The organism is Sphingobacteriaceae bacterium (assembly GCA_002319075.1).
Classification (GTDB): Bacteria; Bacteroidota; Bacteroidia; order B-17B0; family Aurantibacillaceae; genus Aurantibacillus.
Genome location: NVQB01000001.1, coordinates 4,146,900 through 4,169,576, shown reverse-complemented (window position 1 = coordinate 4,169,576; position 22,677 = coordinate 4,146,900). Strand labels below are relative to the sequence as shown.

Sequence of the window (22,677 nt, the reverse complement as noted above, 5' to 3'; positions counted from 1 at the left end):
GGTTTACAAACCAATCTTCGTATTCACAATTTTAAGGATCTCTGCTTCCTTAGCCATAGCAGCCTCCTCAAGAGCTTTCCCGGTTTTTAAAATGTCATTCACGAAACTCTTATCGTCGTATCCTGAAGCGTTAATTCTTACATTCATAAAAGCGCCCATCACAGCGGTACGGGCGCAAAGCGCACCAACTCCAGCATCCGTAACCGAATTAGGATTACCATGTTCTGCCATTGCCTGTATCACTTCCATACTTTCATAACTTAACTCCATTACCTTATAAGGAACTTCAATGGCAAAGCGCGTTGCTTGTTGTATAGCTCTTGTTCGTGCTAATTTTTCTTCGTCTGTAGACTTTGGTAAACCAAAGGCCGTCATAATTTTATTGAATGCTGTTGTATCGGCATCTACCATTTTAATTAACTGGTCTTTTAGTGCCTGTCCTTTGTCAGCCCACTGAGAGAATTCTTCCCAACGGTCGTCCCAACCTTTTTTATGTGAACTTAAATTGGCCACCATGGTCGCTAACGAAATACCCAAACTTCCTACATAGGCTGAAATAGAACCTCCGCCCGGCGCAGGGCTCTCACTCGCTGTTTCATCTGCAAAAGCTACAAGATCCATACTGACTAACCTGGAATCAGCAGCATCCTTTAAAAGATATTCGATAATTCTTTCTTCGGGTTTAAAAGGAGCGAGTTCATCCAGGCCCATGGATTTTACAGCAATCTTAATCAATTCTTTTTCACTTACGCCGGTAGACCGTTTTTGTTTTTGAAGGAAATATTTACCGGCATCCAGCATAGCTTTTAAAGGTACAAGACCTACCAATTCGGAACCAGTTACACGAATACCTCTTTCGTTTGCCTTTTTACAAACTTCATCAAAAGCAATATGAACAGGAGTAACAGTAATGTTTGTAAGATTCATCGAGATCTGGGCAACCCCATATTCTTCAATGTACCAGCCAATCGCTTTTACAGATTTTAAACTGCCCGGTATAAATTTCGGTTTACCATTTGCGTCATTTATGATTTTCCCGGTAATTGGATCTCCCTCGCGCATAACACGTCCCGCTTCACGCACATCAAATGCAATGGAATTTGCACGACGTGTAGACGTTGTATTTAGATTAACGTTGTAGGCCACTAAAAAATCGCGCGCACCAATAACGGTAGCGCCGCGTTTTGCATCATACTCGGCAGGACCAAAATCCGGTTTCCATTCCGGCAATTTTATCTTTTTAAAAAACCCTTCATACTCCCCGTTCCTGATAACAGAAAGATTGCTCCGGCTTTTATCTTTTTGAGCTTCTTCATATAAATAGGCTGGAATTTGTAATTCCTCTCCCACTCTTTTTGCCAGCTGCACGGCGTAAGAAGCAGTTTCTTCCATTGAGATGTTACTGATTGGAATTAGGGGACAAACGTCAGTAGCACCCATCCGCGGATGTTCGCCTTTGTGGCGACTCATATCGATGAGTTCACCCGCTTTTTTAATAGCTAGAAATGCAGCTTCAATTACCGCCTTTGGATTTCCAACAAAAGTCACCACTGTTCTATTCGTGGCTTTACCCGGATCAACATTTAATAATTTTACGCCTTCAACTGTTTCAACAACATCTGTTATCTGCTTAATGACATTCATGTCAACGCCTTCGCTGAAGTTTGGTACACATTCAATTAATTGTTCCATCTTTTAGTTTTGTTTAGCTAATAAAGTAAGTTTATCTATAAAATATTTTGCACTTGAGCAGTTGGGATGAGCGGCGGCTCTTTTAAAAGGAAAACCATTTTCCAACATAGAGTACGCTAATTTTCTCTTATTATTAAATCCTATTCCAATTCTTTGAAACCTGACCCTTCTAATTTCCTCAAAGGGATTGTCGATAGTCTCAGGATCCAGATACCCATCAATGTTACTCTTTACGAAAGTTCTTAACGCATCTATATCCGAAAGAAACCAAGATTCAATAACTTTTTTACTAACCACGCAGTAATGATTCTGTGCCGGTTGAATTCGATTTTTAGTTTCTGTAACGCACAAATCTTTATCAAGATCTGTTAGAATTAGTATGTGCGTCGCACCCTTATCTTTTAGAATTTGACTGTGTTTTTCAATATTACGAGGAAGCAAATTTCCATTTCCATCGGCGTTTATAATTTCGGGAATAAACTCCGCTCCTAATTCCGAAATTAATTGATGAAAAGCGTGGGATTCCAGAAGAACCTTTTCTGTTTCGCCTTCTACAATAAAACCGAACTTTACCATGGAATTCCTCCTCCGATAGCATTTGTTAGAAGTGCTTCATCCATACGCAAACCATGCAAATCCATTCCCTGAATTTGTTTGATTTTTGTTTCGCCGTCTATTTTATCTACCAGAATTATTTCATCATTGGTTAATTCAGAGACTATTGTTTGCGAGTGCGTATTTAACCAGATAAAATGACCTTTCTCCTTGCACTGCTGGCGAAAAATATTAACGAGTTCACGAACCACCTTTGGATTTAAACCATTTTCAGGCTCTTCTATACACAAAAACTGTGGCTCGTCTGATTTGTAGAGCGCTGTAAGAATAGCGATGATATTGTAAGTTCCATCGGAAATAATTTTTTTGGTAAGAGGCTTTTGAATTCCTTTTTCGTAGATCAACAAATTTGTGGAACCGCTTAACTCCTCTGTTTTTATTTCAATGTTTTTAAATCCAGGGATTAAAAGTTCCAGCCACTCAACAATTTCTTCGTTTTTAATTTTATTAAATAATATCCTTTTTAAAACTTGTTCTAAGTTACCACATGATAATGAAAGCCTCTTATCATCTTCAAAAGCAAATTTTTCAATTTTCGTATTGGCTACAAAAATCCTTGAAAAGGCATTAAAAAATTGGATATAATTACTATCTTCCCAATAGATATATAATTTTTTCTCAATAAATATTTGCTTATTTAATTGAGTACTAAAAAAACTTTTAGATCCGGAACTTATAACTCCATTGTCTTGAACAGACAGACTTATCTCGCTTTCAAATCGCTCAAACTTCGATTGAAAAACATTTTCCCAAGGCCCGCCAGATTTTTCATGATTGTAATGATTAATATCTCCAAATAATCTTGTGACGTTATTTCCAACGTTTTGTGAAATAGTAGTATAAAATTCCAACGCCTCAAATATATTAGACTTTCCCGCAGCATTAGGACCTACAAATACCGTAAATGGGTTGGGATTTTTGATGCTAATATCCTTAATCGATTTATAGTTCTGTATTTTAAGCTCCTTGATTTCCATAAGTAATATTACAAATTTTAATGCTTTCGAAGTAATTGTACAATAGCACAGCTTTTGGCCATTAAACGAGCGCAATTACTTAGCTAAAATTCAATTTTTAAAGCTACTAATATTTGCAAAAAACGCAAAACCAGGAAAAGCTTCCTGAATAAACGCAAATTCTTCAACAAATTCTTGCTAAAAAATCGTCAACGACAAAAATTACTATCGTTCAAAACTCCTTTGCATTTATCAATTACAACCCTTCTTTTAAACGCTCTACTTTTGATGCCGGATAACTAATACCAACACAAATGAAAACACCTCTAAAAAAAATAATGACCTGCTTTCTTCTTAGCTTAACGTTATATTCGGAAGCGCAGAACAAAAAACAAAGTCTAACCGTATTGAACATCGATGTGCAGGGACTAAATATGAGCACGCAATCTATGGGAAGCCTTGTGAGAACAGAGCTTGAAAAGCTGGATACTTTTGCTGTAACCGATAAGTACGACATTCTTTATTTATTGGAGAAAACACGATTTGCTTCTGTAGCGTACAGCGACTCTTTAGCCGCCAAAAACCGTTACAAAGTGATCAAAATCAGCGGAACACCCAACTCTTTGTTTGAACGAAAAGATACACTTGAGCTGGTAGATAAATACAACAGTACCTTTTTTGCCGAGCGTAATAAACAATTTGTAAATAGCTGCTTCGGAAAATTATGTCTTGTAGAAATTGGCAACACCATTGGTTCAGAGAAGATGTTAAGCGGAAGTGTGGAGCGTTATGGTAAAACCATTGTTGTGACCTTACGTTTGATAGATGTAAGATCGAAAAGCATAGAAAAAACTTACGTAAAAGAGTTTCTGAATTTTCCCGAAGAAATACAAAACATCATCAGTGTTGCCATGAGACAAATGTTTGGATACCCTGTAAGCAAAGATCTCATAGCAAAACTAACAGAACAAGCGGAGTTTGATAATACTATCAATAATCCGGGCAAGGACCGACTTTGCCTGGATGGACCGAGGCTTGGCGGCGTATTTTACACAGGTGAGATGGCTGCACGGTTAATGGAAAGTAAGACCAGCGGAGGTTTTGACGCCATCCCCCTGATGTTTCAATTTGGTTACCAGTTCGAAAAACAATATTTAAATGAAGGAAGATTTCAGGCCTTGTTTGAATTTATTCCCATGATCACCGGTGTCGACCAGGGTTATTTTATTCCCAGTCTTACATTATTACATGGATTCAGAGATAATGTGCATGGTTGGGAATTCGCACTGGGCCCAACAATTAATCTTATAACGACTTCGAAAGGTTACTATGATCAAAACAATAACTGGCAACTGCAATCCTCCTGGGAAACAAATAATGGTTCTGTCAAAAACCCTTATCCTGTGATGGAACGTCTGGATAGTAGAGGTGAGTTTACTGCCCACACGGGATTTGTGTTCGCCATAGGACGAACCTTTAAATCGGGAAGATTAAATATGCCTGTGAATCTCTTCTATATTCCCGGAAGACATGGATCTCGCCTGGGAATATCTATAGGATTTAACGCAAAAAATAAATAAGAGAGTTTGTATCTAAATTCAATTTCTGCCGTTATCAAACAGCGAAATCAACATTTAAAATTGATAGACAAATCAGTTAAGCATTAACCCAGGACTTTTACCCAATTAAATTATCGGAGCTGACCTGGCAGCTCCTTTTTTTTATGGAAATCAAAGAGACATCCTCGCTAAAGGAGTAATTGCAAGATCAGAAAAATCCTGTCTTAAAAATTTATAGTAAGCCGTTATACCAATCATAGCCGCATTGTCGGTACAATATTCAAATTTTGGAATAAACGCAGTAATTCCTAATTCCGCTTCCAGTTTTTTTACTTCGCGCCGCAAGCCTGAATTTGCACTCACTCCACCAGCGATTGCTAACTCTTTGATTCCTGTTTCTTTTAAAACAGTTCTAACATTTTTAAGTAATACCGTAATGAGGTGGTGTTGATAAGAAGCGCAGATATCCTGGAGATTTTCTTTTATAAAATCAGGATTCTTCTGCAAATTATTTTGAATGAAATATAAAAACGATGTTTTAATTCCGCTAAAACTGTAGTCATGTCCCGGGACTTTTGTGTGGGCAAAAACAAATTTTGTTGCATCTCCTTCTTTTGCCAAATTATCAATCATCGGTCCACCCGGGTAAGGCAATCCTAAAATTTTTGCAGCTTTATCAAAGGCTTCACCAACGGCATCGTCAATGGTTTCCCCGATCACCTCAAAACTTAAATGATTCGTAATTTTCACTAACTGTGTATGTCCCCCGCTAACCGTTAGACAGAGAAAAGGAAATTGGGGAACCATTTCTTGTTCTTTATCTTCTGTTTCGGGTTTAGTGGCAGTGTGATGAACCGAATCTATCATACCTCCCTTTAGTAAAGGCTCCTGACTCTCTTCCCTTATGAAGTGCGCAAGAATATGGCCCTGCATATGATTTACTTCAATCAGTGGAATATTTAAAGCAAGCGACAAAGACTTCGCGAACGACAATCCAACCAGCAAACTGCCCATTAAACCTGGCCCCCGCGTTATTGCGATCGCCTGTAGCTCGTGTAAACCAATTCCAGCTTTTTTAAGTGCAGCGTCCACCACTGGCACAATATTTTTCTGGTGATCGCGGCTGGCAAGTTCAGGCACAACTCCACCGTATTGCTCGTGTATTTTTTGATTTGCGGTAATATTCGCCAATACAGCTTCATTGCGCAATACAGCGCAGGAGGTGTCGTCGCAGCTACTCTCAATTGCTAATATATAGGTGTTCACATTTTGCATTTTTTAGCCCATGCCAGCTGGTTTTTTGCCTTATCTTTATCCAAAGCCGTATGCTTCGCAAAGTTACAAGAATATTCTTTAAAACATCGGGACTCCTGCTGCTATTCATTATTCTGGTAGTTACAGGCTTGTATTTTGGCGTTCAAACCTATTCTTTTCAAACCTGGTTAGGCCGTAAAGCCACGAGTTACCTTAGCTCAGAACTGCAAAGCGAAGTTTATGTTAACACTATCCGTCTTGAATTTTTTTCCAACGCCAATCTTCAAGGTGTTTTTATTCTGGATAAACGAAAAGATACCATTTTTAGCGGAGACATTTTAGTGGATATTAAAAATTTTGATTTTAAAAACCATTCGCTTCGTCTTGATAAAATCACTCTTAAAAACGCTACTTCAAAACTCATAAAATACAAGGGGGACTCCACTTATAATTATCAGCATTTTATAGACTATTTTGATTCTGGCGTAGCAGATACTACCTCTAAAGCAGAATGGGACATTAGCTTTGGAGATATGTTTCTCGATAATGTTGCTTTTGTTTACCGCAATGAAAAGTATGTAACTCCTGTGAATCACAACATCAATTTCGATGACATTTGGTTAAAACAAACGTATGGAAAAGTCTCGGACTTTAAGTTAGATCAAGACACCATTGCACTCACGCTTGCCGATTTCAGAACAAAGGAACAAAGCGGTTTTGAAGTTTCCCATCTTTCTACGCGCGCCAGAATCAGCGATCACCGGCTACTTTGCGAAAACATAAATCTTAAAACCCCAAGAACATTTGTAAAAGGAAAAATAGATTTTGCCTATAACAGCTGGGACGACTATCCGGATTTTATTGATAAAGTTAAGATGAATTGTAAACTGGAAGACAGCACCTTTGTAAGTTTTACAGATATCTCGAGTTTTACCAGCGAACTGAATGGATTAGATGAAACGCTGCGCCTTTCGGGTGAAGTAAAAGGGTTCGTGAGCGATATGATTTTAAAAAACATCCATCTGTCTTACGGAGCGCATACACAATTTAAAGGCAATCTAACGCTTAGCGGCCTGCCAGACATTAATTCCACCTTCCTGCATTTTGATGCCAAGGAATTAGCGACAAATTATTCCGATATTATTCATATTCCCTCCTACCCCTTTTCTGATCATAACAAAATCAGCCTTCCTGAAGAGTTAAAAAGATTAGGTACCGTAAACTATAAAGGAAAATTTGACGGCTTTATCAGCGACTTTACTACTTACGGAAAGTTTAATACAGCTTTAGGAAAAGTAAACACCCAACTTAGTATTAAGCTTGGTGAAACAGCAAAAGAACTTGCCTATCACGGAAAAATAAGTACTGAAAACTTTAATCTTGGAACACTGTTGGGTCAGAGCGATTTTAACGGCCTGACAGTAAATACAGAGATAAAAGGAAAAGGCATAGATGTGAAAAACCTGGAAGCAGAATTCCTAGGAAAAGTAGCGAGTATCAATTTCAATAATTACACCTATACTAACATCGACCTGAATGGAAAAATCTCTGAGGCCCTGTTTAGCGGGCTGCTAACAAGTAAAGATCCTAATGCTGATTTTGATTTTAACGGCACCATTGACTTTAAAGACAAATTTCCGGAAATGGATTTCATTTCTACTATCAATGCTTTAAATCTGAATGCGCTCCACTTCACCAATAAAAACGACAGTGGTATTTTATCGTCACAAATACTCTTAAATATAAATGGTGATAATCTTGATAATTTAAGCGGGCAAATTAATTTCGATAATACCATTTATAAAACCAAAACAAGAACATTTAAGCTCAGTACTTTCAACATTCAAATGGAGCAAAATACGCCTGACAAAAAAGTCAGGTTAAGTACAGAATATCTCAACGCTGCCGTTTATGGCCGCTACGAGGTAACGAATCTCAAACCTGCTTTTGAAGCTTTTCTTTACTACTACTATCCCGGTTACTTTGCTAAGCCTAAGACAGATAAAAAATACAGCGATGAGCTTTCCTTCCAGATTAAAATCAAAAAATTCAAAACTATCAATGAGCTCTTTATTCCTGATTTGATGGTGAGCACCGGAAGTATTGTGGATGGTAATTTTAATGCGGCTGAAAATAAATTAAACGTACAAATTAATTCTTCGCGGCTGGATTATAAATCTATGTTTATGACCGATGTTGTTTTTATTCTGAATGAAAATCAAAACACGGTTCTTGCCGAAGCCTCTGGAAAGGCCTTACACCTGGCTGATAGTTTAAATATGGACAATTTTAATTTCGCAGTAAAGTCCATTGACAAAGAATCAAATTACGCCATTGATTGGGATAATTTAAAATCACCTTCTAACAAAGGTCAGATAAAAGGCCAGGTAAAGCTTGAAAACGAAAGTATCAATCTTACGAATGAACAACTTTCTATTACGCTCAACGATAGCACATGGAGTTTGTCGGCCCCCAACACCATCAGCATAGCAAAAAACGGAAGCCTCTTTGTTGGTCCGATGTCAATTGTCAACAAACAGCAAAGTATAAATGTTGCAGGTAATCTTTCTCCTTTCGTTGGCGACAGTTTACTGGTTGCTACAAAAAACGTCATTCTCGAACAGTTTAATCCCCTTTTGCAGGTCATTAGCCTTAAGATGGTTGGTAAGATGAATGGAAACATTACACTTTCTAACGTTAATAATAATTTTGCATTTAACGGAGACCTGGTCCTTTCCGAACTAAAAATAAACGACAATCTTGTTGGGAGCTTGCAGGTAAACACTACGTATTATACTGCTGAAAAATTTATCAAACTTAGTGGTTTTACTTCTTTGGGAATTATAGATGAAAGCGGTGAAGCATCAAAAAACATTTCTTTTAAAGGAACTTATTATTTAGATAAGAGACCTGAATCCATCGACCTTGATTTCGCCGCCAAGCCGGCCAATCTGAGACTCTTAAACCCTCTGCTGGAAGGCATCCTTCAAATAAAAGATGGTTTTGTAAATGGTGCCGGAAAAATACATGGCACTCCTGATGACATTAAAATTGACGGAAAATTCAGGTTATTCAGAAGTGAGGTAAAGGTTGATTACACCAATGTAAGTTATAATATTGTTGGTGACATAGAAGTAATGCCCGATCAGATCCGTTTTTCAGATATGTCTATCCGCGAAAAAGGAACTAAAGTTTCGCAAGGGATGATAAACGGAAATATCTTCCATCAGAATTTCAGCAAGCTCAAAATAGATTATGATATAAGCTATAATAATATGCTGATCCTGAATACTTCCGAAAAAGAAAATTCCACATTTTATGGAAGAGTGTTTGGAACCGGGAGAGTAGAGGTTTACGGCTTCCTGAACAATATTTTTATGAAGATTGAAAACACGACTAACCGCGGCAGTAAATTTTATCTTCCGCTCGATGGTCCTGCCGAAATAAGTGAAAGCGATTTTATTCAATTTGTAAGAAAAGACACCAATGTGGTTAAAAAGGAAACGGGGTTAAGTGGATTTAACCTGGAGATGAAGTTGCATGCAACCCCTGATGCAGCGGTACAAATTATAATTGATAAAGCAACCGGGGATGTTTTAAACGTACAGGGCCAGGGCGATTTACTACTAACGGTTAACACCCTTGGTAAATTTGAGATGACAGGTGATTATATTTTTACAGACGGCGATTATTTATTCACCCTTGAAAATGTGATCAACAAAAAATTTGATATTGAAGCGGGAAGTAGCATTTCGTGGGCCGGCAACCCTTTGGGTGCCGACATCGACGTAATTGCCAGTTACCGTCAGCGAGCTTCAGTTGCGCCACTCACAAACGACTCATCAAAAACAAGAACTCCGGTGGATTGCAAGCTTATTATTACAGGAAAATTATTCACTCCGAACATTAATTTTCAGATCGACTTTCCAAACATAACAGCCGACGAACGCACAAAGATTGCAAGTGTTTTAAGTGACGAAGCCGAGTTAAACAGGCAGGTATTTTCTTTTCTTTTGTTCAGAACATTTACCACTCCTCTTATATATAACGCCAACGGTGGAGGCGTTACCGCAGGAGGCGCTGCAACCTCAACCGGTAGCGAGTTGTTGAGTAACAGGGTAAGTGAATTTCTAAATACCTACTTTGGAACACTTACCGGTATCCGCGATCTACAATTGGGATTAAACTATAGACCTGCAAATACCACAAGTGGCGAGTCTGTTGATCTTGCCCTTAGCAAACAATTTTTAGACAATAAAGTAAGTGTTGACGGCAATTTTGGAGTAAACAATAACACGAATAAAAACAACTCCAATGCTCTTATTGGTGATGTGAATATCGATTATAAATTATCGCCGGATGGCCGCTTGAGATTAAAAGGATTTAATAAAACCAACGACAACCTGCAAAGCGCATTGGCCGGAGGTTATTATACGCAGGGGGTAGGGATCTTTTACCGCGTTGAATTTGAAACGGTAGGCACCCTCTATAGAAGTTATTTAGCGAAACTAAAAAGAAAAGAAGCCGCCAAAAAAGCGAATTAATTCTGGCTTAATCAAACCTTTAGTGCTGACCTTGAAGCAGGATCAGGCTGCGTGTTAGAAGGCAATCCCCTGGAAATTTTATAAGCACCTTTATAGATTACTATAAGCGAAATTATCATGATGGTGTGGGCTATATCTTTATAATTAAACCACTCGTCAATGGAAAAATGGAGAGAATGTACAATGATGGGAAGAAAAGAAAGAAGTATTCCAAGAACAACAAGCTGACTTCCTTTCTCCTGTGACCTTCTATAAACGAGGTAATGCACAATTAAAGAATAAACCAATACTATTCCGGCGTGAACTTTTATGATAGTGAAATCACGAACGATAGCACTTACAACCAGCAAGATTAAAACATAAGCCATTGCTACGTAGATATATTTTTTTTTAGGTAGCCTTTGAAGATTAAAGTAAGTATAGGCCGCCCGAAAACAAAAATAGATAGACAATAAACTAAAAGCATTCATGAAGAATACTATAACATTAAAAAATATGTCCCCCATCTGCATATGCACGGCGTGTCCCACAGCACCAAATACGCTGCTTGTTCCCAGCATTAACATGAACCAGGCCATTTGTTTCGCGTAAAGATGTGGTAACTTATTGAGCCTTGCAAAATAGAGTACACATAAAATAAAGAAGATAGTGTTTGTTACCAATACCATCGGTTCAAAAATCTGGAAACCGAAAAGAATAATGTATGTATAGTCAAAATGCATAGGGCTGGCAAAACTAGTTATTTCAAAAGATAATTTCAAGCGAAAAGTATGCCAGTATTAGCCCTGACCCTCTTCTTCATCTTTTTTAAAGATCCCGGTAATTTTACCTGTAAATTGTTTCACCTGCACGTAACGCTGATCGATGGAAGTAGAAGTAATATCGCTTAAGCGACCTTCCTGCAAGGCTTTTGAGATGTCGGGATAAAACACAATAAAGCTGGTAAACTCATTCGTTTTATGTAATTTTTTCGACATTTCATCTACATGGTAATCATAACTCAGGGTTTGTTTACGTGCACTCAAAAACACAAACAAATCATCTTCCTTCACTGCATTTAACTCCTGAACGTCGTCAAAAGCCTCCAGGTTAATGTACTTGTAGAAGGCCTTTTTACGATCCGATATCACTGTTGCAAACGCATCCAGCGTGCTCACCGTTCCATAAACAGTAGCATTGCTTCCCAATTGTTTTAAAAGCGCATTGATTTTATTTACAGAACGAGAGAACCCATTTTCCAACTCTGCATTGGGAGATAAGACTACCACTATTCTTTGAAAAGTATTAAGAGGCTGCAAAATCTTGGAGATTAAAATGGCCTGTTTTGATTTTGCCAAAAGACTAGACGCTACATTTCCGAAGATACCTCCGGAGCCCTGCTGCGCTTTATAACTGATAAGAATATCAGAAATATTGTAGGCTTTGGATGTTCTGACGATTCCGTCAACTATACTTAAATCAACCTTTTTCAGGACCTCTACTTTTTTATCGCCACTCGCTATTTGTTCAGCAACGCCTTCGATGACTTTACGCACCAGATTTATTTTTTCATCAGCATCAGCATCGTCTTCCACAATCGACAAAGGATAAATAGGCTCAATGGATTTCTGATCCTTAATAAGAAGTGCAAGATCTATTAGACGTTGAATATTGTCAGGATTACTTACCGGAATAAGTATCCTTTCAATTCTATCGCTCCCTTTTTTTACCACCTCTTTTTCAAGAATAGCAATTTTACGGGCGGCACGTTCTGTAACGAAAGAGCTGACAAGGCAGGAAACCAAAATTAAAATAATGGTTCCATTGATAACGTTTTGATCAAACAGTCCTATATCAAAACCAACCTTAATAATAGCGAGTGTTGCAGCGGCATGCGATACACTTAATCCAAAAATAATATTGCGTTCGTACCTGGTATATTTATAAATCACAGCGGTTAACCAGGCTGCAAGGTATTTGGTAAGAACGCCCACCGCAGATAAAATTCCTGCAAACACTAAAGCGTTTGTTCCTTTAAAAAACAGGCGCAGATCTACCAGCATTCCCGCACTAATTAAAAAGAAAGGAATAAATAAAGTATTTCCAATAAAAATTACCCGGTTCATTAAGATGCCGGTGTGCGGAATTACTTTGTTTAATCCTAACCCGGCAAGAAAAGCGCCGATGATGGGTTCTACTCCTGCCAACTCACTTAAAAATCCAGAAATAAACACAACCGCTAATACATAAATATAATGTGAACTAGCCTGGGCTTCAATATTCCTGAAAAACCAGCGACTGATACGGGGCAAAAGATATAAGGTTGAAAAGACAAGGAGACTCAAAGACACGGCAATTCTAAACCAGAAGGCCCCATTTATTTCTCCGGTTACAACATTCGTAATAATTCCCAGTAAAATAAGTACTGCAGAATCGGTTATGATAGTACCTCCAAATGTTACCTGTACTGCACGGTTCTTTACAATACCCATATTACTTACAATAGGATAACTTAACAAAGTATGAGTGCTAAACATGCTCGCTAATAAAACCGATGACCAGATGGGAAAGTGGAAAATATAGACACAAACAAAATAGCCTATCACTATTGGAATTAAAAATGTAAAAGTTCCAAAGACCAGGCTTTTAGAGCGGTTGTGACTAAATTCCTGCATGTCAATTTCCAGCCCCGCCAAAAACATAATGTATAACAAGCCTGTTTTTGAAAGCAGTTCGAAACTGTTGGTGGATTCTATAATGTGAAAACAATGCGGACCAATAAAAACACCGGCAAGAATTAAACCAATGATGCCTGGCACACGAAAACGCCTGAATAATAAGGGCGAGAAAAGAATTATGAGAAGCGTAAGTGCCAGAATAAGCACCGGATTCTTTAAGGGGAGATAAGCGTTGAAAAATTGATTGAGTGTGTATAAATACTCCTGTAATGCTTTCATAAAAAAATCAGTCCTCGTCGCTTTTATCGAGCATGTAACGGCTGCGTGTTCCACGGTAGATAAAAATCCCGTAGAGTGAACGCACTTTTAAATTAATCCTCAAACCCGCGGTAATGCAAACGTCCTGAATATTCAATTGTTTTTTGCCTTCTGTTATACCTACACGCATTTTATAATCAAGGAACAAACTCCCTGGCTTAAAATAAAATTCGTAGCCGGTTCCAATATTAAAGCCCCACCAGCGCGTGTTTACTTTTTGGTTCTTTGCATAAAGACTACTTAAGTTCAGATAATCATTTATACCGGTATATGTTCCTGAAAAAAGATTGTAGCTAATGCCGAACAAGGGATAAAAATAGGCGTTATTACTTTTAAATCTTGCGAGCAAATGCCCGTTCAGCTCTATAACACTGGCTCTGATATTATACCAGGTAGGTTCAATATTAATCGTTTTGTAACGCGTGTATTCCAGACTGACACGGAACAGTTTTTTTCCGCCATAAAGCACAGAGCTATGCAATCCCGTAGCATCGTTGTCGGGTTTTACATTGCGGGCTAAATAAACCACACTGCGGGTAACGCCCAAACCAAATGCAAGATTGGTGGTGCGAGAATGTTTTTTTGGTGCCGGTTTTAACTGGGGTTTGGCAAGTGGTTTGCCTGTGCGCTGAGGACTCTGCGCAAATACACCCTGCTTAAGCAAAACTATAAAGCCCAGGTATAAAAAAAATCTCAACATTATTTACAAAGTTACTCTAAAGATAAGCTAAAAAAAGGGTGCGCCCAAAATTTGTTAAGAGTTTTTGCCCCTTCAAAACTATGATTATTTTTATAGCACGTAAAGAGCCAGACCGGCCACCTAAGCAGCAACAACAACCACCGATAGAATACCACCATACTACTAACAAAACCAAGCCTTACAAAAACTATTTTAAAATGAAAAGCGGATTAAATTTATTACTTACATTTTGTATAATGGTGTCCATCAGTCAGGCGCAAACCAAAGCTGTTGCTACTTCTACTCTTCCGTTAATTCAATTTTCAGGAATGGTTCTTGACCAGGATAGTCTTACTCCTATTCCTTTTGTTTCTATTGTTGTGAAAGGAACAGAACGTGGCACGGTAAGTTTGGTGAATGGTTTTTTCAGCATGATAATTAAACCCGGCGACGAACTTGAATTTTCTTCAATCACGCATAAAAACAGATCTTATAAAATTTCGGACACGCTTCGCCAAAAATATTACTACGCCATACAAGTACTTACAAAAGATACAGTCGACTTGCCTATGGTTGAAATTTATTCATGGCCATCAAAAGAAGATTTTAAACGCGCTTTCCTTGCTCTTGATCTGAATGATACTGATAGAGACCGCGCAGACAAAAATCTTACCCGCGAAGAGTTGTCTTATCTTGAGAGAACCCAAACTGCCAGCGCTTCTGAAAACTATAAGTATGTGATGAATGCTTATTACACCAAAATATATACATCGGGACAACAACCCATGAACAATCTCCTGAATCCAATTAAATGGGCTGAATTTATTTCTGCGTGGAGAAGCGGTAAACTAAGCGCCACACCTAAAAAAAAGAAAAACTAAATTGCCTAAGTAGTTTTAAGGCCTCCTGGCAGGCTTACCGTGTTTTGTATTGATCCGGTTTTGCCGCTTTTGTTTTTTGATTGCCTTATTTTTTTTGCGAAGATCTTTTTTGTTTTCCCTGGCTAATTTAGCGCTGGGTTTATTCTTCCCTTTTTTTTCAAGATATGGATTATAAGAGTTCTTATATTTCCTATGTCTGCGAAAGTGTTTTTTCTTTCCTCCCCCCATACCATCCTGTGAATACCCTTCATAGGAAGTTAAAGTGAAGAGAATTAGTAAGAGTTTTAAAAGAAGCTTCATAATCTGATTTGTGCTGCAATAACGCATTTTTTTTAAGAAGGTTACACTATTAATCTAAAGAACTTTTAATCAAAACCTCACGGTATTTTTCAAGAATAGTACTTTTCGAAATAAATCCTTTATAAACCCCGTCAATTACTACAGGAATATTCCAGAGATGCGACTCGTCAAATAATTTCATAGCAGAGCGAATGTCGTCTTTCTCCGTGATGATATAAGAAGGCCTGCGCATTAATTCCCTCACGGTTATCTTGTCGTAAAGCTCTTGTTTAAACATTACTTCACGAATATCATCTACCGTGATTAATCCTTTTAAGCCCGAATTTTTATCTAACACCGGAAAAATATTTCGCTTCGAAACGGCTATAAAATCAACCAGACCACGTAGGGTTGCTCCATCGTTCACCTCCGAAAAATCGCTCTCTACAAATTGACCGAGATCGATGTTACTTAACAGGTAGGAATCCATATTTGTGGTAATAATTTTTTCTTTCTCTACCAGCTTCTGCATGTCGATACTCATGGGCATAAAATAAATGGAAACCGCATAACTTAAAGCCGATACAATCATTAAAGGAATAATAAGCTCATAGCCACCGGTAACTTCAGCAATAATAAAAATTCCGGTAAGCGGCGCATGAAATACCCCACTCAAAATTCCCGCCATCGCCACCAAGGTAAAATTACTTACCGGTAAAGGAATGCCAAGATCGGTAATAAGAGAAGAGAATAGGAAGCCTACAAAGGCCCCCATAAATAAAGAGGGCGCAAAATTGCCCCCGTTGCCTCCGCTTCCTACCGTGAAAGCGGTGGCTACAGGCTTTAGGAGTACCACTACAATTAAAGACAAATATAAAATGGGCTTCGTAAAGCGAATAAAAGAAAGTCCCGAATTTTTGAATACATCTACCGCATCATAGTTAGCCAGAAGTTTAATGTTGTTATACCCTTCACCAAATAATGGCGGCACCAGCCAAATCAAAAAGAAAAGTCCCGTGCCTCCAATAGCCACCTTAAGAATCTTGTTATTTTCAAAGCGCTTAAAGTACTTTTCAGTTGCTAAAAAAGTACGCGCGTAGTAGTATGAAAAAAAGCCGCAAAGCAGTCCGAGCATTAAATAAAAGGGCACGTTTTTATAATCGAAAGGCTCTCGCAGTGTAAAGTTGAGAAGAATTTCTTCCTGCAAAATAATTTTCGAACACAAGGCTCCCGAAGCAGCAGAAATAAGAATAGGGATAAAGGCAGTGATATTTGCTTCTACCACTAAAACTTCCAGGGCAAACAGAACACCGGCAATAGGCGTATTAAAAGCCCCGGCAATTCCCGCCGCCGCGCCGCAGGCTAATAACAGTGTGCGCTCTTTATAGCTTAGTTTATAAATGCGTCCAAAATTTGAACCAATAGATGCACCGGTAGTAACAATAGGAGACTCTAATCCGGATGATCCTCCAAAGCCAACAGTTAGCGCACTGGTAATGATATGACTGTAAGTTTGATCTTTGGGAAGAATACTCGACTTTTTCGCAATGGCATGTAAAATATTCGCAATGCCTTTTCCAAGTTTATTGCCGTTTAAGTAATGTATATAAAGTACACATAAACTTATACCCACAATGGGAAACATCGCAATGTAAATTTGTTTGTTCCCGGAAATTACAGCAATGTGCTGCAATAAAAAATGCACGAACAATTTTAGCAATACAGCGCCAAACCCCGCAGTTAAACCAATAAGAATGGCACTGAAGATCAGGAATTGTTTTGGACTCAGTTTGTGCTGAATCCAAATAATGAGTCTATTCCCACTAAAGAGAAGCGAAAAGATAAATTTCATCGGCATTCAAAAATAAGACTTTACAATTTGAATGCCTGTTGTTTTATTTGCGTTTTTTTTATTAAATACGGTATACTTGACCAATATCAGTGTTCTTTCGACTTTTTTTTGCAAAAGACTTTAACCAGAATGACCTCTTTTCACGGAGATCTGCCCGTTTTTATCATCGCGGGAAACAATGTCAAAGTTAGGTTTCAGAGCTTCTAAAAACTTACGGAACGAGGAATGACCATAATTACGGATATCAAAAGTGGGATCTACCTTTTTAAGCGCTGCGCCTAGTTGACTGGCTAAAGCCTGGCCGGTAATATCATCATAAACCATCTCAAAAGCACTGTCTACCAAATCAATATCAATGGGCGCCTTTGTAACGAGATTTGTCAAGCCCGATCTTTTTGGTTCAGCAGTTGATTTTTGTTGCTTTATATTTTTTGGACTTTGTTTTTTATCTGGACGCTTTTCCTCTCTCTGCATTTCTTCCGCTTTACGATTCGCCTTAGAATGTTTTGGCGCAAGAATTTCGGTATAGGTAAAATTATCACAAGCTTTAACAAAAGCCTCAGGCGTATGCGATTTACCGATGCCCATAACAAACAAACCTTCTTCCCTAACACGATGCGCTATACCGGTGTAGTCACTGTCACTGGATACAATACAAAAACCATCCACCGTTTTTGAATGCATAATATCCATGGCATCAATGATCATAGCGCTGTCGGTAGAGTTTTTCCCTTTGGTGTAGGCGAATTTTTGAATCGGGCGAATGGCATGAATATTCAATTTGTCTTTCCACGAATTCATTTGTGGCATAGTGAAATCAGCATAAATCCGCTTCACGGTTACACGACCAAATTTAGATGCTTCATTTAAAATCTGGTCTATAAGATTTGCTTCTGCATTATCGCCATCAATTAATACGGCGATCTTTTTATTGCTATCTATCATGCTTTCAATTTTATCTGCATAAAGGTAGCAGATTTTTGAAAGTACTGGTTGGAAGAAAGATTTTGATTACAGCGCTTTTAGAGTATTATTTAGCGGGATAAGTTATAGGCAGGTTATTGCCGCCGAAAATAATAGAAACATTCTTATTATCCTTTATGAGTTCTACTTTTTCTTTTTCAATTTCTAACTGACGGAGATGCAAATATTCTGAGATAGTCATTTTCATCTGATTCTGATACGCCATGTCGGCAATAGCTTTATTGATCTCAGCTTGTTTTCTTGATAGTTCGGCATCTGCCCGTGCTTTTTGCGTAAGAATGCTTTGATTTTGTGCTGCTGTATTTTTAGTCTCTGTAAGCACCTGCTCTGGTGGAGTTACGGCTCCTATCGAAACCTGCATAATATCTACCGGCAGATTTATTTTTGCAGCGTACTGGGAAATATCTTTAAAAATATCTTTCTCCAGTTGCGATGAGATTTCTCTTTTTGATGCAAGATCAAACATTTTAAATACACTGGCTTTATCGCGCACCATAGTGCGAAAACTGGCCTGCAAATTATGTATGTACCAATCTGCTCCAAATTTTTTATAGAGAATGGGCGTCTGCCCCTGCCTGATCTGGCATTTTAAGTACACCATAAATGAAACCGGAGTATTGTCTGACGGAATCATATTGGTGAAATCTTCTGTAATGGTGATAGGAGTTATGGGAAACTCTTTGTGGTCTGTAGTAAATACAACCCACGTAGCACCTGTAGAAACCGGCGTATCGTCTACTCCCCCGTGACCAAATATAATAGGTTTGTAAACCAAAACACTTTCTTCGCCGGCATCAGGTTTAACGCGGTAGCACGAGCTTAATAAAGTTACGATCAGAGAAATTCCGGATATTAAAATTAGTTTTTTACTCATGTTTAATTTGAATGTTGGTTCATGAATTTATTTTTCATGCGCCAGGATGTAATGCTAAATATACAACTAATATAAAAATATTAGACCGCCAACGCTTACCTCTATCCGGGCGTTTAGTCCCTCTCCGAAGCAAGTTCTTCAGGAAGTTTCCTTAGAATTTTCTTGTCAATGTAAAATGTCCCAAACGGAACCACACAGGCCAATAAAACTTTCCAGGTAGTGGTTCTGAACTGCCACTTTTGCTCTAAACCAACACTTAGGGCACTAAATACAAAAAGTAAAAATAGTGCTCCATGTATAGGTCCTATTACTTCAGAACCAATCGGGTTTTTTAAAGCATACTTCATTGGAACAGCAATAAACACAAGTATCAATAAGGATACGCCTTCTAAAAAAGCGATGATGCGCAAACGGCCTAAGGGAGTTTTAATTAAATCTGTCATTTTAAAGTGGTCTTAAATAAGGTCTGCTTGCCAGGGGCGAAAAGGGCCATGGTAGTGCTACAAGAATAATAAATAAAGCAATACAAAACCAGGTTAACATAGTTTTATATTTCGCTTTGTCAGTATTTTTTCGTTTTGCCACTGCTGAACCAATGGTTATAAGCACTACAGCACTTAACATCAATAGACTATGAATTTGGGCAAAAAAGGAAATTTCTTCGTTGGTCTTTGCGTCCTGGTAATTCTTAAAAAAATACTGGATGATAGGACTTTTAATAAAAAGAATAACTCCCAAAATTAACTGTATATGCGCAATAGTGGCCGTCCAGTGCCTTATCGCGTTATGCCATTTCGAAAATTCTTTGTTAAAAAAATAACCTCTGAATGCTATTAAGATAGCATACACAAGGCTTATCAGTAAAAACCAACGCGTTAACGAATGAAAAAATAAAAGTCCGGTGTACATGAAATTTTAATTACCGGACAAATATAAACAAAACATACCAATTAGTATGTTATTGAATTAGTATTTCATTTCCTCTAAATAACGCTTCAGTTCTTTCAGATAAACGGTGTAAGTTTTTTTATCTGAATGGAGTCGTCCAAGAATACGAACGCCTCCGTAACCTGACATGATAAAATTAGCGGCTTGTTTTGTATTTATGTCATTCCGAACGAGTCCTGCTTTTTTACCCTGCGTTAGAGCAGCCTGCAGGGCCTTCTCCCATTGATCTACCAGTACTGAAAGGGATTTACTGAACCGTAAACTCAAGGGTGCCATTTCCTGGATGAGGTTATTGGCGGGACATCCATACTTTACCTGCATAAATGGATTTGCCAGCAGCAGCTCCTTCATCATCGCGTAAATTTCTTTGAGTGGATCTTTGGCATCTAATAAAGGAAAAATGAGAGACGGGTACATCGCCTCGTACATTACTTCATTAATTAGTGCCAGCCCCATTTCATCTTTATTTTTAAAATGGTAAAAGAAGGCGCCTTTTGTAACCTTGGTCATTGCAAGAATATCGTCAATGCTGGTAGCCTGGTAACCATTTTTGTAAATAAGTTCGAAAGCTTTATGAAGTATGGTTAAACGGGTGGAATCTGCTTTGCTCATAAAGATACTGATTGGTATGCTTTGCAAAAATAAAAATAATATTCAGTAAGAGAGAATGCCTGAACGCTGCAAAAAGCGATACACTATTATCGGATGATCAATTTTCTAAAATCACTATTGGTGCCGTTGTCAAGCTTAAGAATATAAATACCTTTCTCTATGCCGTAGTTGTCGAGCCTAACAGACGTTTCTCTTTCTCCGTCAGTGATTATAAGCTTATTGATAAGGATTTTACCGGTTAAATCATACAAAGCCAATGTTATGCCTCCTTCACCCGATTTTTTATCGAGCGTTATATAAATAGGTTCGTCTATCCCTGCAGGGTTAGGAAAAACAGAAAAGACTAGTGTTTCTGTGAATCTTACACTCACAATGGGTGAATACTCGTATTTGCCTGAGTAGTCGGTTTGTTTTAACCGGTAATAACTTATTCCGCTATAAGGCTTTGAATCGTAATACCCATAATTTCTATAGGTCCTGCTGGTACCTGCTCCGTCTATATTTCCAACCACCGAATAATTTATTCCGTCCTCACTTTTTTCAATGGTGAAGTAAGCATTGTTGGTTTCGCTTGCTGTAGACCATGTTAGTTTCACTTTTCCATTTTCTTTCTCAGCGGAAAAAGTTACCAGTTGAATCGGTAAAGGCCCTGCTCCTGCTGCGACGATGCCCGCATTATTAACACCTGTGCCGCTGCCAGCTGTTACGCTGCCCCCGGAGTTATCAGCGCCTGCTCCTCCGTTAGATACTGAAGTAGTGATGTTTGATGTTGGCTGAGGAATAGAATATAACACTACACCCTGGCCGCCGCCACCGCCGCCGCCGTGACTGGCACCATCCGTAACATTCCCGCCGTTTCCGCCGCTCCCGCTGTTAACCAGGGGACAGGCAGAACTCACTGAAAATGTGTTTACCTGCAATAAGATGCTGCCTCCGGCCCCGCCACCACCGGCGCCGTCATTAGAGGCATTTGTAGCTGCTGAGCCATTTGCAGAAATCCGTATGGCGCTGCCGCAAACAGTATTTGTAATCAGTGTATTCGCTTTTAAAAGTATTATGCCGCCACCATTACCGCCATTACTTCCATTAGTGTTATTCATTTGCCCGCCGCCGCCGCCGCCGCCCATAAAAAGTCTGCTCGCGCTTATGTAGGTGCTGAGTGCAATTCCTCCAAAGCCTGACCCTGTATTTCCCGAATTGCATTGATAACCATAGCCTCCACCCCCTCCACCAGTATAGTTTCCTCCTCCGCCACCGCCAGAGTTGTTCTCTGATCCACCTCCACCACCATTTAAAATGCGCGCGCGACCATTTGTTTGATTCGCTGTTGTTCTTTTATAGATGCCTTCTCCTTTATAACCTTTATTGGCGTCATTGACTCTGTAAGATCCGCTACTGCAAGCTTCATCAGCATCGCTGGAACGAGAACCCCCGGTAAAGCCAATGCCATCAGCAACAATCGAATGATTTAAAGTCAGTGTGTTTGTGACATAAATTCCGATAACGCCACCTACATTTCCGTTCCATGCCAAACCTGTTATATTTGACGTAGTAGTAAAATTGGTTCCCAAATCCCTGAAAGTAATAAGTTGCACCGAAGTGTTTGCGCCAATATTATATGTATTACCTAATACTGACGACAATGTAATAGAAGTGGGGGTTCCTGTTGCCGGATTTCTGGACAAAATAGTACCAAGCTCGAAATTCCCTGCATTATCAATAGTTCCGAGACTTCCAAAACCGCTTACATTGCCTGTAGTGCCGATCACGTCATCCTGCATTTGCATCACAATAACCTTTTCGCCGGCCAAAAAAGTATGATTGGTTTGATTAACGTTGGATACTGCTAAAACACTGGAGTTTGTAACGGCTGTTACTTTCGCATAAGCATTTACGATCTGAGCGTTAACAGAAACAACCAGTGAGAAAAAAAGAGATAAGAAAAAGGCTTTCATTTATTGCAAAACACAAAT

Annotated in this window: 18 protein-coding genes; 3 read left to right on the top strand and 15 right to left on the bottom strand. The window is 38.7% G+C overall.

Annotated features, from left to right (window positions below):
* Nucleotides 1–3: 3 nt before the first annotated feature.
* The 3 genes from ftcD to CNR22_17975 are packed head-to-tail and all read right to left on the bottom strand — an operon-like array spanning nucleotide 4 to nucleotide 3,284.
* A complete protein-coding gene (ftcD, locus tag CNR22_17985) occupies nucleotides 4–1,692 on the bottom strand; it encodes a glutamate formimidoyltransferase (protein PBQ33584.1) in 1,689 nt (562 codons plus the stop codon).
* Between the two features lie 3 nt (nucleotides 1,693–1,695).
* Complete coding sequence (locus CNR22_17980; GenBank protein ID PBQ33583.1) at nucleotides 1,696–2,268, bottom strand: hypothetical protein; 573 nt, start codon at nucleotides 2,266–2,268, stop codon at nucleotides 1,696–1,698.
* The gene (locus CNR22_17975) at nucleotides 2,262–3,284 is read right to left on the bottom strand and encodes a chromosome segregation protein SMC (GenBank protein ID PBQ33582.1); all 1,023 of its coding nucleotides are present in this window, start codon (nucleotides 3,282–3,284) and stop codon (nucleotides 2,262–2,264) included. The genes CNR22_17980 and CNR22_17975 overlap by 7 nt, the downstream gene beginning before the upstream one ends.
* A gap of 293 nt (nucleotides 3,285–3,577) precedes the next feature.
* Here CNR22_17975 and CNR22_17970 point away from each other — a divergent pair, with 293 nt between their 5' ends.
* A complete protein-coding gene (locus tag CNR22_17970) occupies nucleotides 3,578–4,843 on the top strand; it encodes a hypothetical protein (protein PBQ33581.1) in 1,266 nt (421 codons plus the stop codon).
* Nucleotides 4,844–4,993: 150 nt separating this feature from the next.
* On the opposite strand, the gene tsaD is transcribed toward CNR22_17970, so the two are convergent.
* Complete coding sequence (gene tsaD / locus CNR22_17965) at nucleotides 4,994–6,097, bottom strand: tRNA (adenosine(37)-N6)-threonylcarbamoyltransferase complex transferase subunit TsaD (GenBank protein ID PBQ33580.1); 1,104 nt, start codon at nucleotides 6,095–6,097, stop codon at nucleotides 4,994–4,996.
* 50 nt (nucleotides 6,098–6,147) lie between these two features.
* Here tsaD and CNR22_17960 point away from each other — a divergent pair, with 50 nt between their 5' ends.
* Nucleotides 6,148–10,620, top strand: coding sequence for a hypothetical protein (locus CNR22_17960; protein PBQ33579.1), 4,473 nt, complete (start codon nucleotides 6,148–6,150; stop codon nucleotides 10,618–10,620).
* Nucleotides 10,621–10,631: 11 nt separating this feature from the next.
* Here CNR22_17960 and CNR22_17955 read toward each other — a convergent pair whose 3' ends face one another.
* From CNR22_17955 to CNR22_17945, 3 genes are read right to left on the bottom strand one after another with little or no spacing between them, the layout of a single operon-like run.
* Nucleotides 10,632–11,342 (bottom strand): hypothetical protein, encoded by a 711-nt coding sequence (locus tag CNR22_17955; protein ID PBQ33578.1) that lies wholly within the window; start codon nucleotides 11,340–11,342, stop codon nucleotides 10,632–10,634.
* A gap of 57 nt (nucleotides 11,343–11,399) precedes the next feature.
* Nucleotides 11,400–13,556, bottom strand: a complete 2,157-nt coding sequence (locus CNR22_17950; GenBank protein PBQ33577.1) for a sodium:proton antiporter — start codon at nucleotides 13,554–13,556, stop codon at nucleotides 11,400–11,402.
* Between the two features lie 7 nt (nucleotides 13,557–13,563).
* Nucleotides 13,564–14,295 carry a hypothetical protein gene (locus tag CNR22_17945; protein ID PBQ33576.1) on the bottom strand — a complete coding sequence of 244 codons (732 nt, stop codon included), beginning with the start codon at nucleotides 14,293–14,295 and terminating at the stop codon, nucleotides 13,564–13,566.
* A gap of 80 nt (nucleotides 14,296–14,375) precedes the next feature.
* Between CNR22_17945 and CNR22_17940 the strand changes: the two genes are divergently transcribed.
* The gene (locus CNR22_17940) at nucleotides 14,376–15,155 is read left to right on the top strand and encodes a hypothetical protein (GenBank protein PBQ33575.1); all 780 of its coding nucleotides are present in this window, start codon (nucleotides 14,376–14,378) and stop codon (nucleotides 15,153–15,155) included.
* A gap of 15 nt (nucleotides 15,156–15,170) precedes the next feature.
* Here the strand turns inward: CNR22_17940 and CNR22_17935 are convergent, their stop codons facing one another.
* From CNR22_17935 to CNR22_17900, 8 genes are all read right to left on the bottom strand, one after another.
* On the bottom strand, nucleotides 15,171–15,482 hold the full coding sequence (locus tag CNR22_17935; protein ID PBQ33574.1) for a hypothetical protein: 312 nt from the start codon (nucleotides 15,480–15,482) through the stop codon (nucleotides 15,171–15,173).
* Nucleotides 15,483–15,504: 22 nt separating this feature from the next.
* Nucleotides 15,505–17,292, bottom strand: coding sequence for a chloride channel protein (locus CNR22_17930; GenBank protein ID PBQ33573.1), 1,788 nt, complete (start codon nucleotides 17,290–17,292; stop codon nucleotides 15,505–15,507).
* Nucleotides 17,293–17,406: 114 nt separating this feature from the next.
* On the bottom strand, nucleotides 17,407–18,231 hold the full coding sequence (locus tag CNR22_17925) for a Maebl (GenBank protein PBQ33572.1): 825 nt from the start codon (nucleotides 18,229–18,231) through the stop codon (nucleotides 17,407–17,409).
* Between the two features lie 85 nt (nucleotides 18,232–18,316).
* Entirely contained in the window at nucleotides 18,317–19,144 is an 828-nt protein-coding gene (locus tag CNR22_17920; protein ID PBQ33571.1) for a hypothetical protein, read from the bottom strand.
* A gap of 113 nt (nucleotides 19,145–19,257) precedes the next feature.
* The gene (locus CNR22_17915; GenBank protein ID PBQ33570.1) at nucleotides 19,258–19,587 is read right to left on the bottom strand and encodes a hypothetical protein; all 330 of its coding nucleotides are present in this window, start codon (nucleotides 19,585–19,587) and stop codon (nucleotides 19,258–19,260) included.
* A 1-nt stretch (nucleotide 19,588) separates the two neighbouring features.
* Complete coding sequence (locus CNR22_17910; protein ID PBQ33569.1) at nucleotides 19,589–20,053, bottom strand: hypothetical protein; 465 nt, start codon at nucleotides 20,051–20,053, stop codon at nucleotides 19,589–19,591.
* Between the two features lie 57 nt (nucleotides 20,054–20,110).
* Entirely contained in the window at nucleotides 20,111–20,704 is a 594-nt protein-coding gene (locus CNR22_17905; GenBank protein ID PBQ33568.1) for a TetR family transcriptional regulator, read from the bottom strand.
* 86 nt (nucleotides 20,705–20,790) lie between these two features.
* Entirely contained in the window at nucleotides 20,791–22,659 is a 1,869-nt protein-coding gene (locus CNR22_17900) for a hypothetical protein (GenBank protein ID PBQ33567.1), read from the bottom strand.
* Nucleotides 22,660–22,677: the final 18 nt, after the last annotated feature.

What these genes read in the sequence shown, in the direction of transcription:
- CNR22_17955 (PBQ33578.1), bottom strand. Translation starts at nt 11,342, where the DNA reads ATGCATTTTGACTATACATACATTATTCTTTTCGGTTTCCAGATTTTT.
- CNR22_17945 (PBQ33576.1), bottom strand. Translation starts at nt 14,295, where the DNA reads ATGTTGAGATTTTTTTTATACCTGGGCTTTATAGTTTTGCTTAAGCAG.
- CNR22_17975 (PBQ33582.1), bottom strand. Translation starts at nt 3,284, where the DNA reads ATGGAAATCAAGGAGCTTAAAATACAGAACTATAAATCGATTAAGGAT.
- CNR22_17900 (PBQ33567.1), bottom strand. Translation starts at nt 22,659, where the DNA reads ATGAAAGCCTTTTTCTTATCTCTTTTTTTCTCACTGGTTGTTTCTGTT.
- tsaD (PBQ33580.1), bottom strand. Translation starts at nt 6,097, where the DNA reads ATGCAAAATGTGAACACCTATATATTAGCAATTGAGAGTAGCTGCGAC.
- CNR22_17915 (PBQ33570.1), bottom strand. Translation starts at nt 19,587, where the DNA reads ATGACAGATTTAATTAAAACTCCCTTAGGCCGTTTGCGCATCATCGCT.
- CNR22_17925 (PBQ33572.1), bottom strand. Translation starts at nt 18,231, where the DNA reads ATGATAGATAGCAATAAAAAGATCGCCGTATTAATTGATGGCGATAAT.
- CNR22_17905 (PBQ33568.1), bottom strand. Translation starts at nt 20,704, where the DNA reads ATGAGCAAAGCAGATTCCACCCGTTTAACCATACTTCATAAAGCTTTC.
- CNR22_17960 (PBQ33579.1), top strand. Translation starts at nt 6,148, where the DNA reads ATGCTTCGCAAAGTTACAAGAATATTCTTTAAAACATCGGGACTCCTG.
- CNR22_17920 (PBQ33571.1), bottom strand. Translation starts at nt 19,144, where the DNA reads ATGAGTAAAAAACTAATTTTAATATCCGGAATTTCTCTGATCGTAACT.
- CNR22_17935 (PBQ33574.1), bottom strand. Translation starts at nt 15,482, where the DNA reads ATGCGTTATTGCAGCACAAATCAGATTATGAAGCTTCTTTTAAAACTC.
- CNR22_17970 (PBQ33581.1), top strand. Translation starts at nt 3,578, where the DNA reads ATGAAAACACCTCTAAAAAAAATAATGACCTGCTTTCTTCTTAGCTTA.
- CNR22_17940 (PBQ33575.1), top strand. Translation starts at nt 14,376, where the DNA reads ATGATTATTTTTATAGCACGTAAAGAGCCAGACCGGCCACCTAAGCAG.
- CNR22_17910 (PBQ33569.1), bottom strand. Translation starts at nt 20,053, where the DNA reads ATGTACACCGGACTTTTATTTTTTCATTCGTTAACGCGTTGGTTTTTA.
- CNR22_17950 (PBQ33577.1), bottom strand. Translation starts at nt 13,556, where the DNA reads ATGAAAGCATTACAGGAGTATTTATACACACTCAATCAATTTTTCAAC.
- CNR22_17930 (PBQ33573.1), bottom strand. Translation starts at nt 17,292, where the DNA reads ATGCCGATGAAATTTATCTTTTCGCTTCTCTTTAGTGGGAATAGACTC.
- ftcD (PBQ33584.1), bottom strand. Translation starts at nt 1,692, where the DNA reads ATGGAACAATTAATTGAATGTGTACCAAACTTCAGCGAAGGCGTTGAC.
- CNR22_17980 (PBQ33583.1), bottom strand. Translation starts at nt 2,268, where the DNA reads ATGGTAAAGTTCGGTTTTATTGTAGAAGGCGAAACAGAAAAGGTTCTT.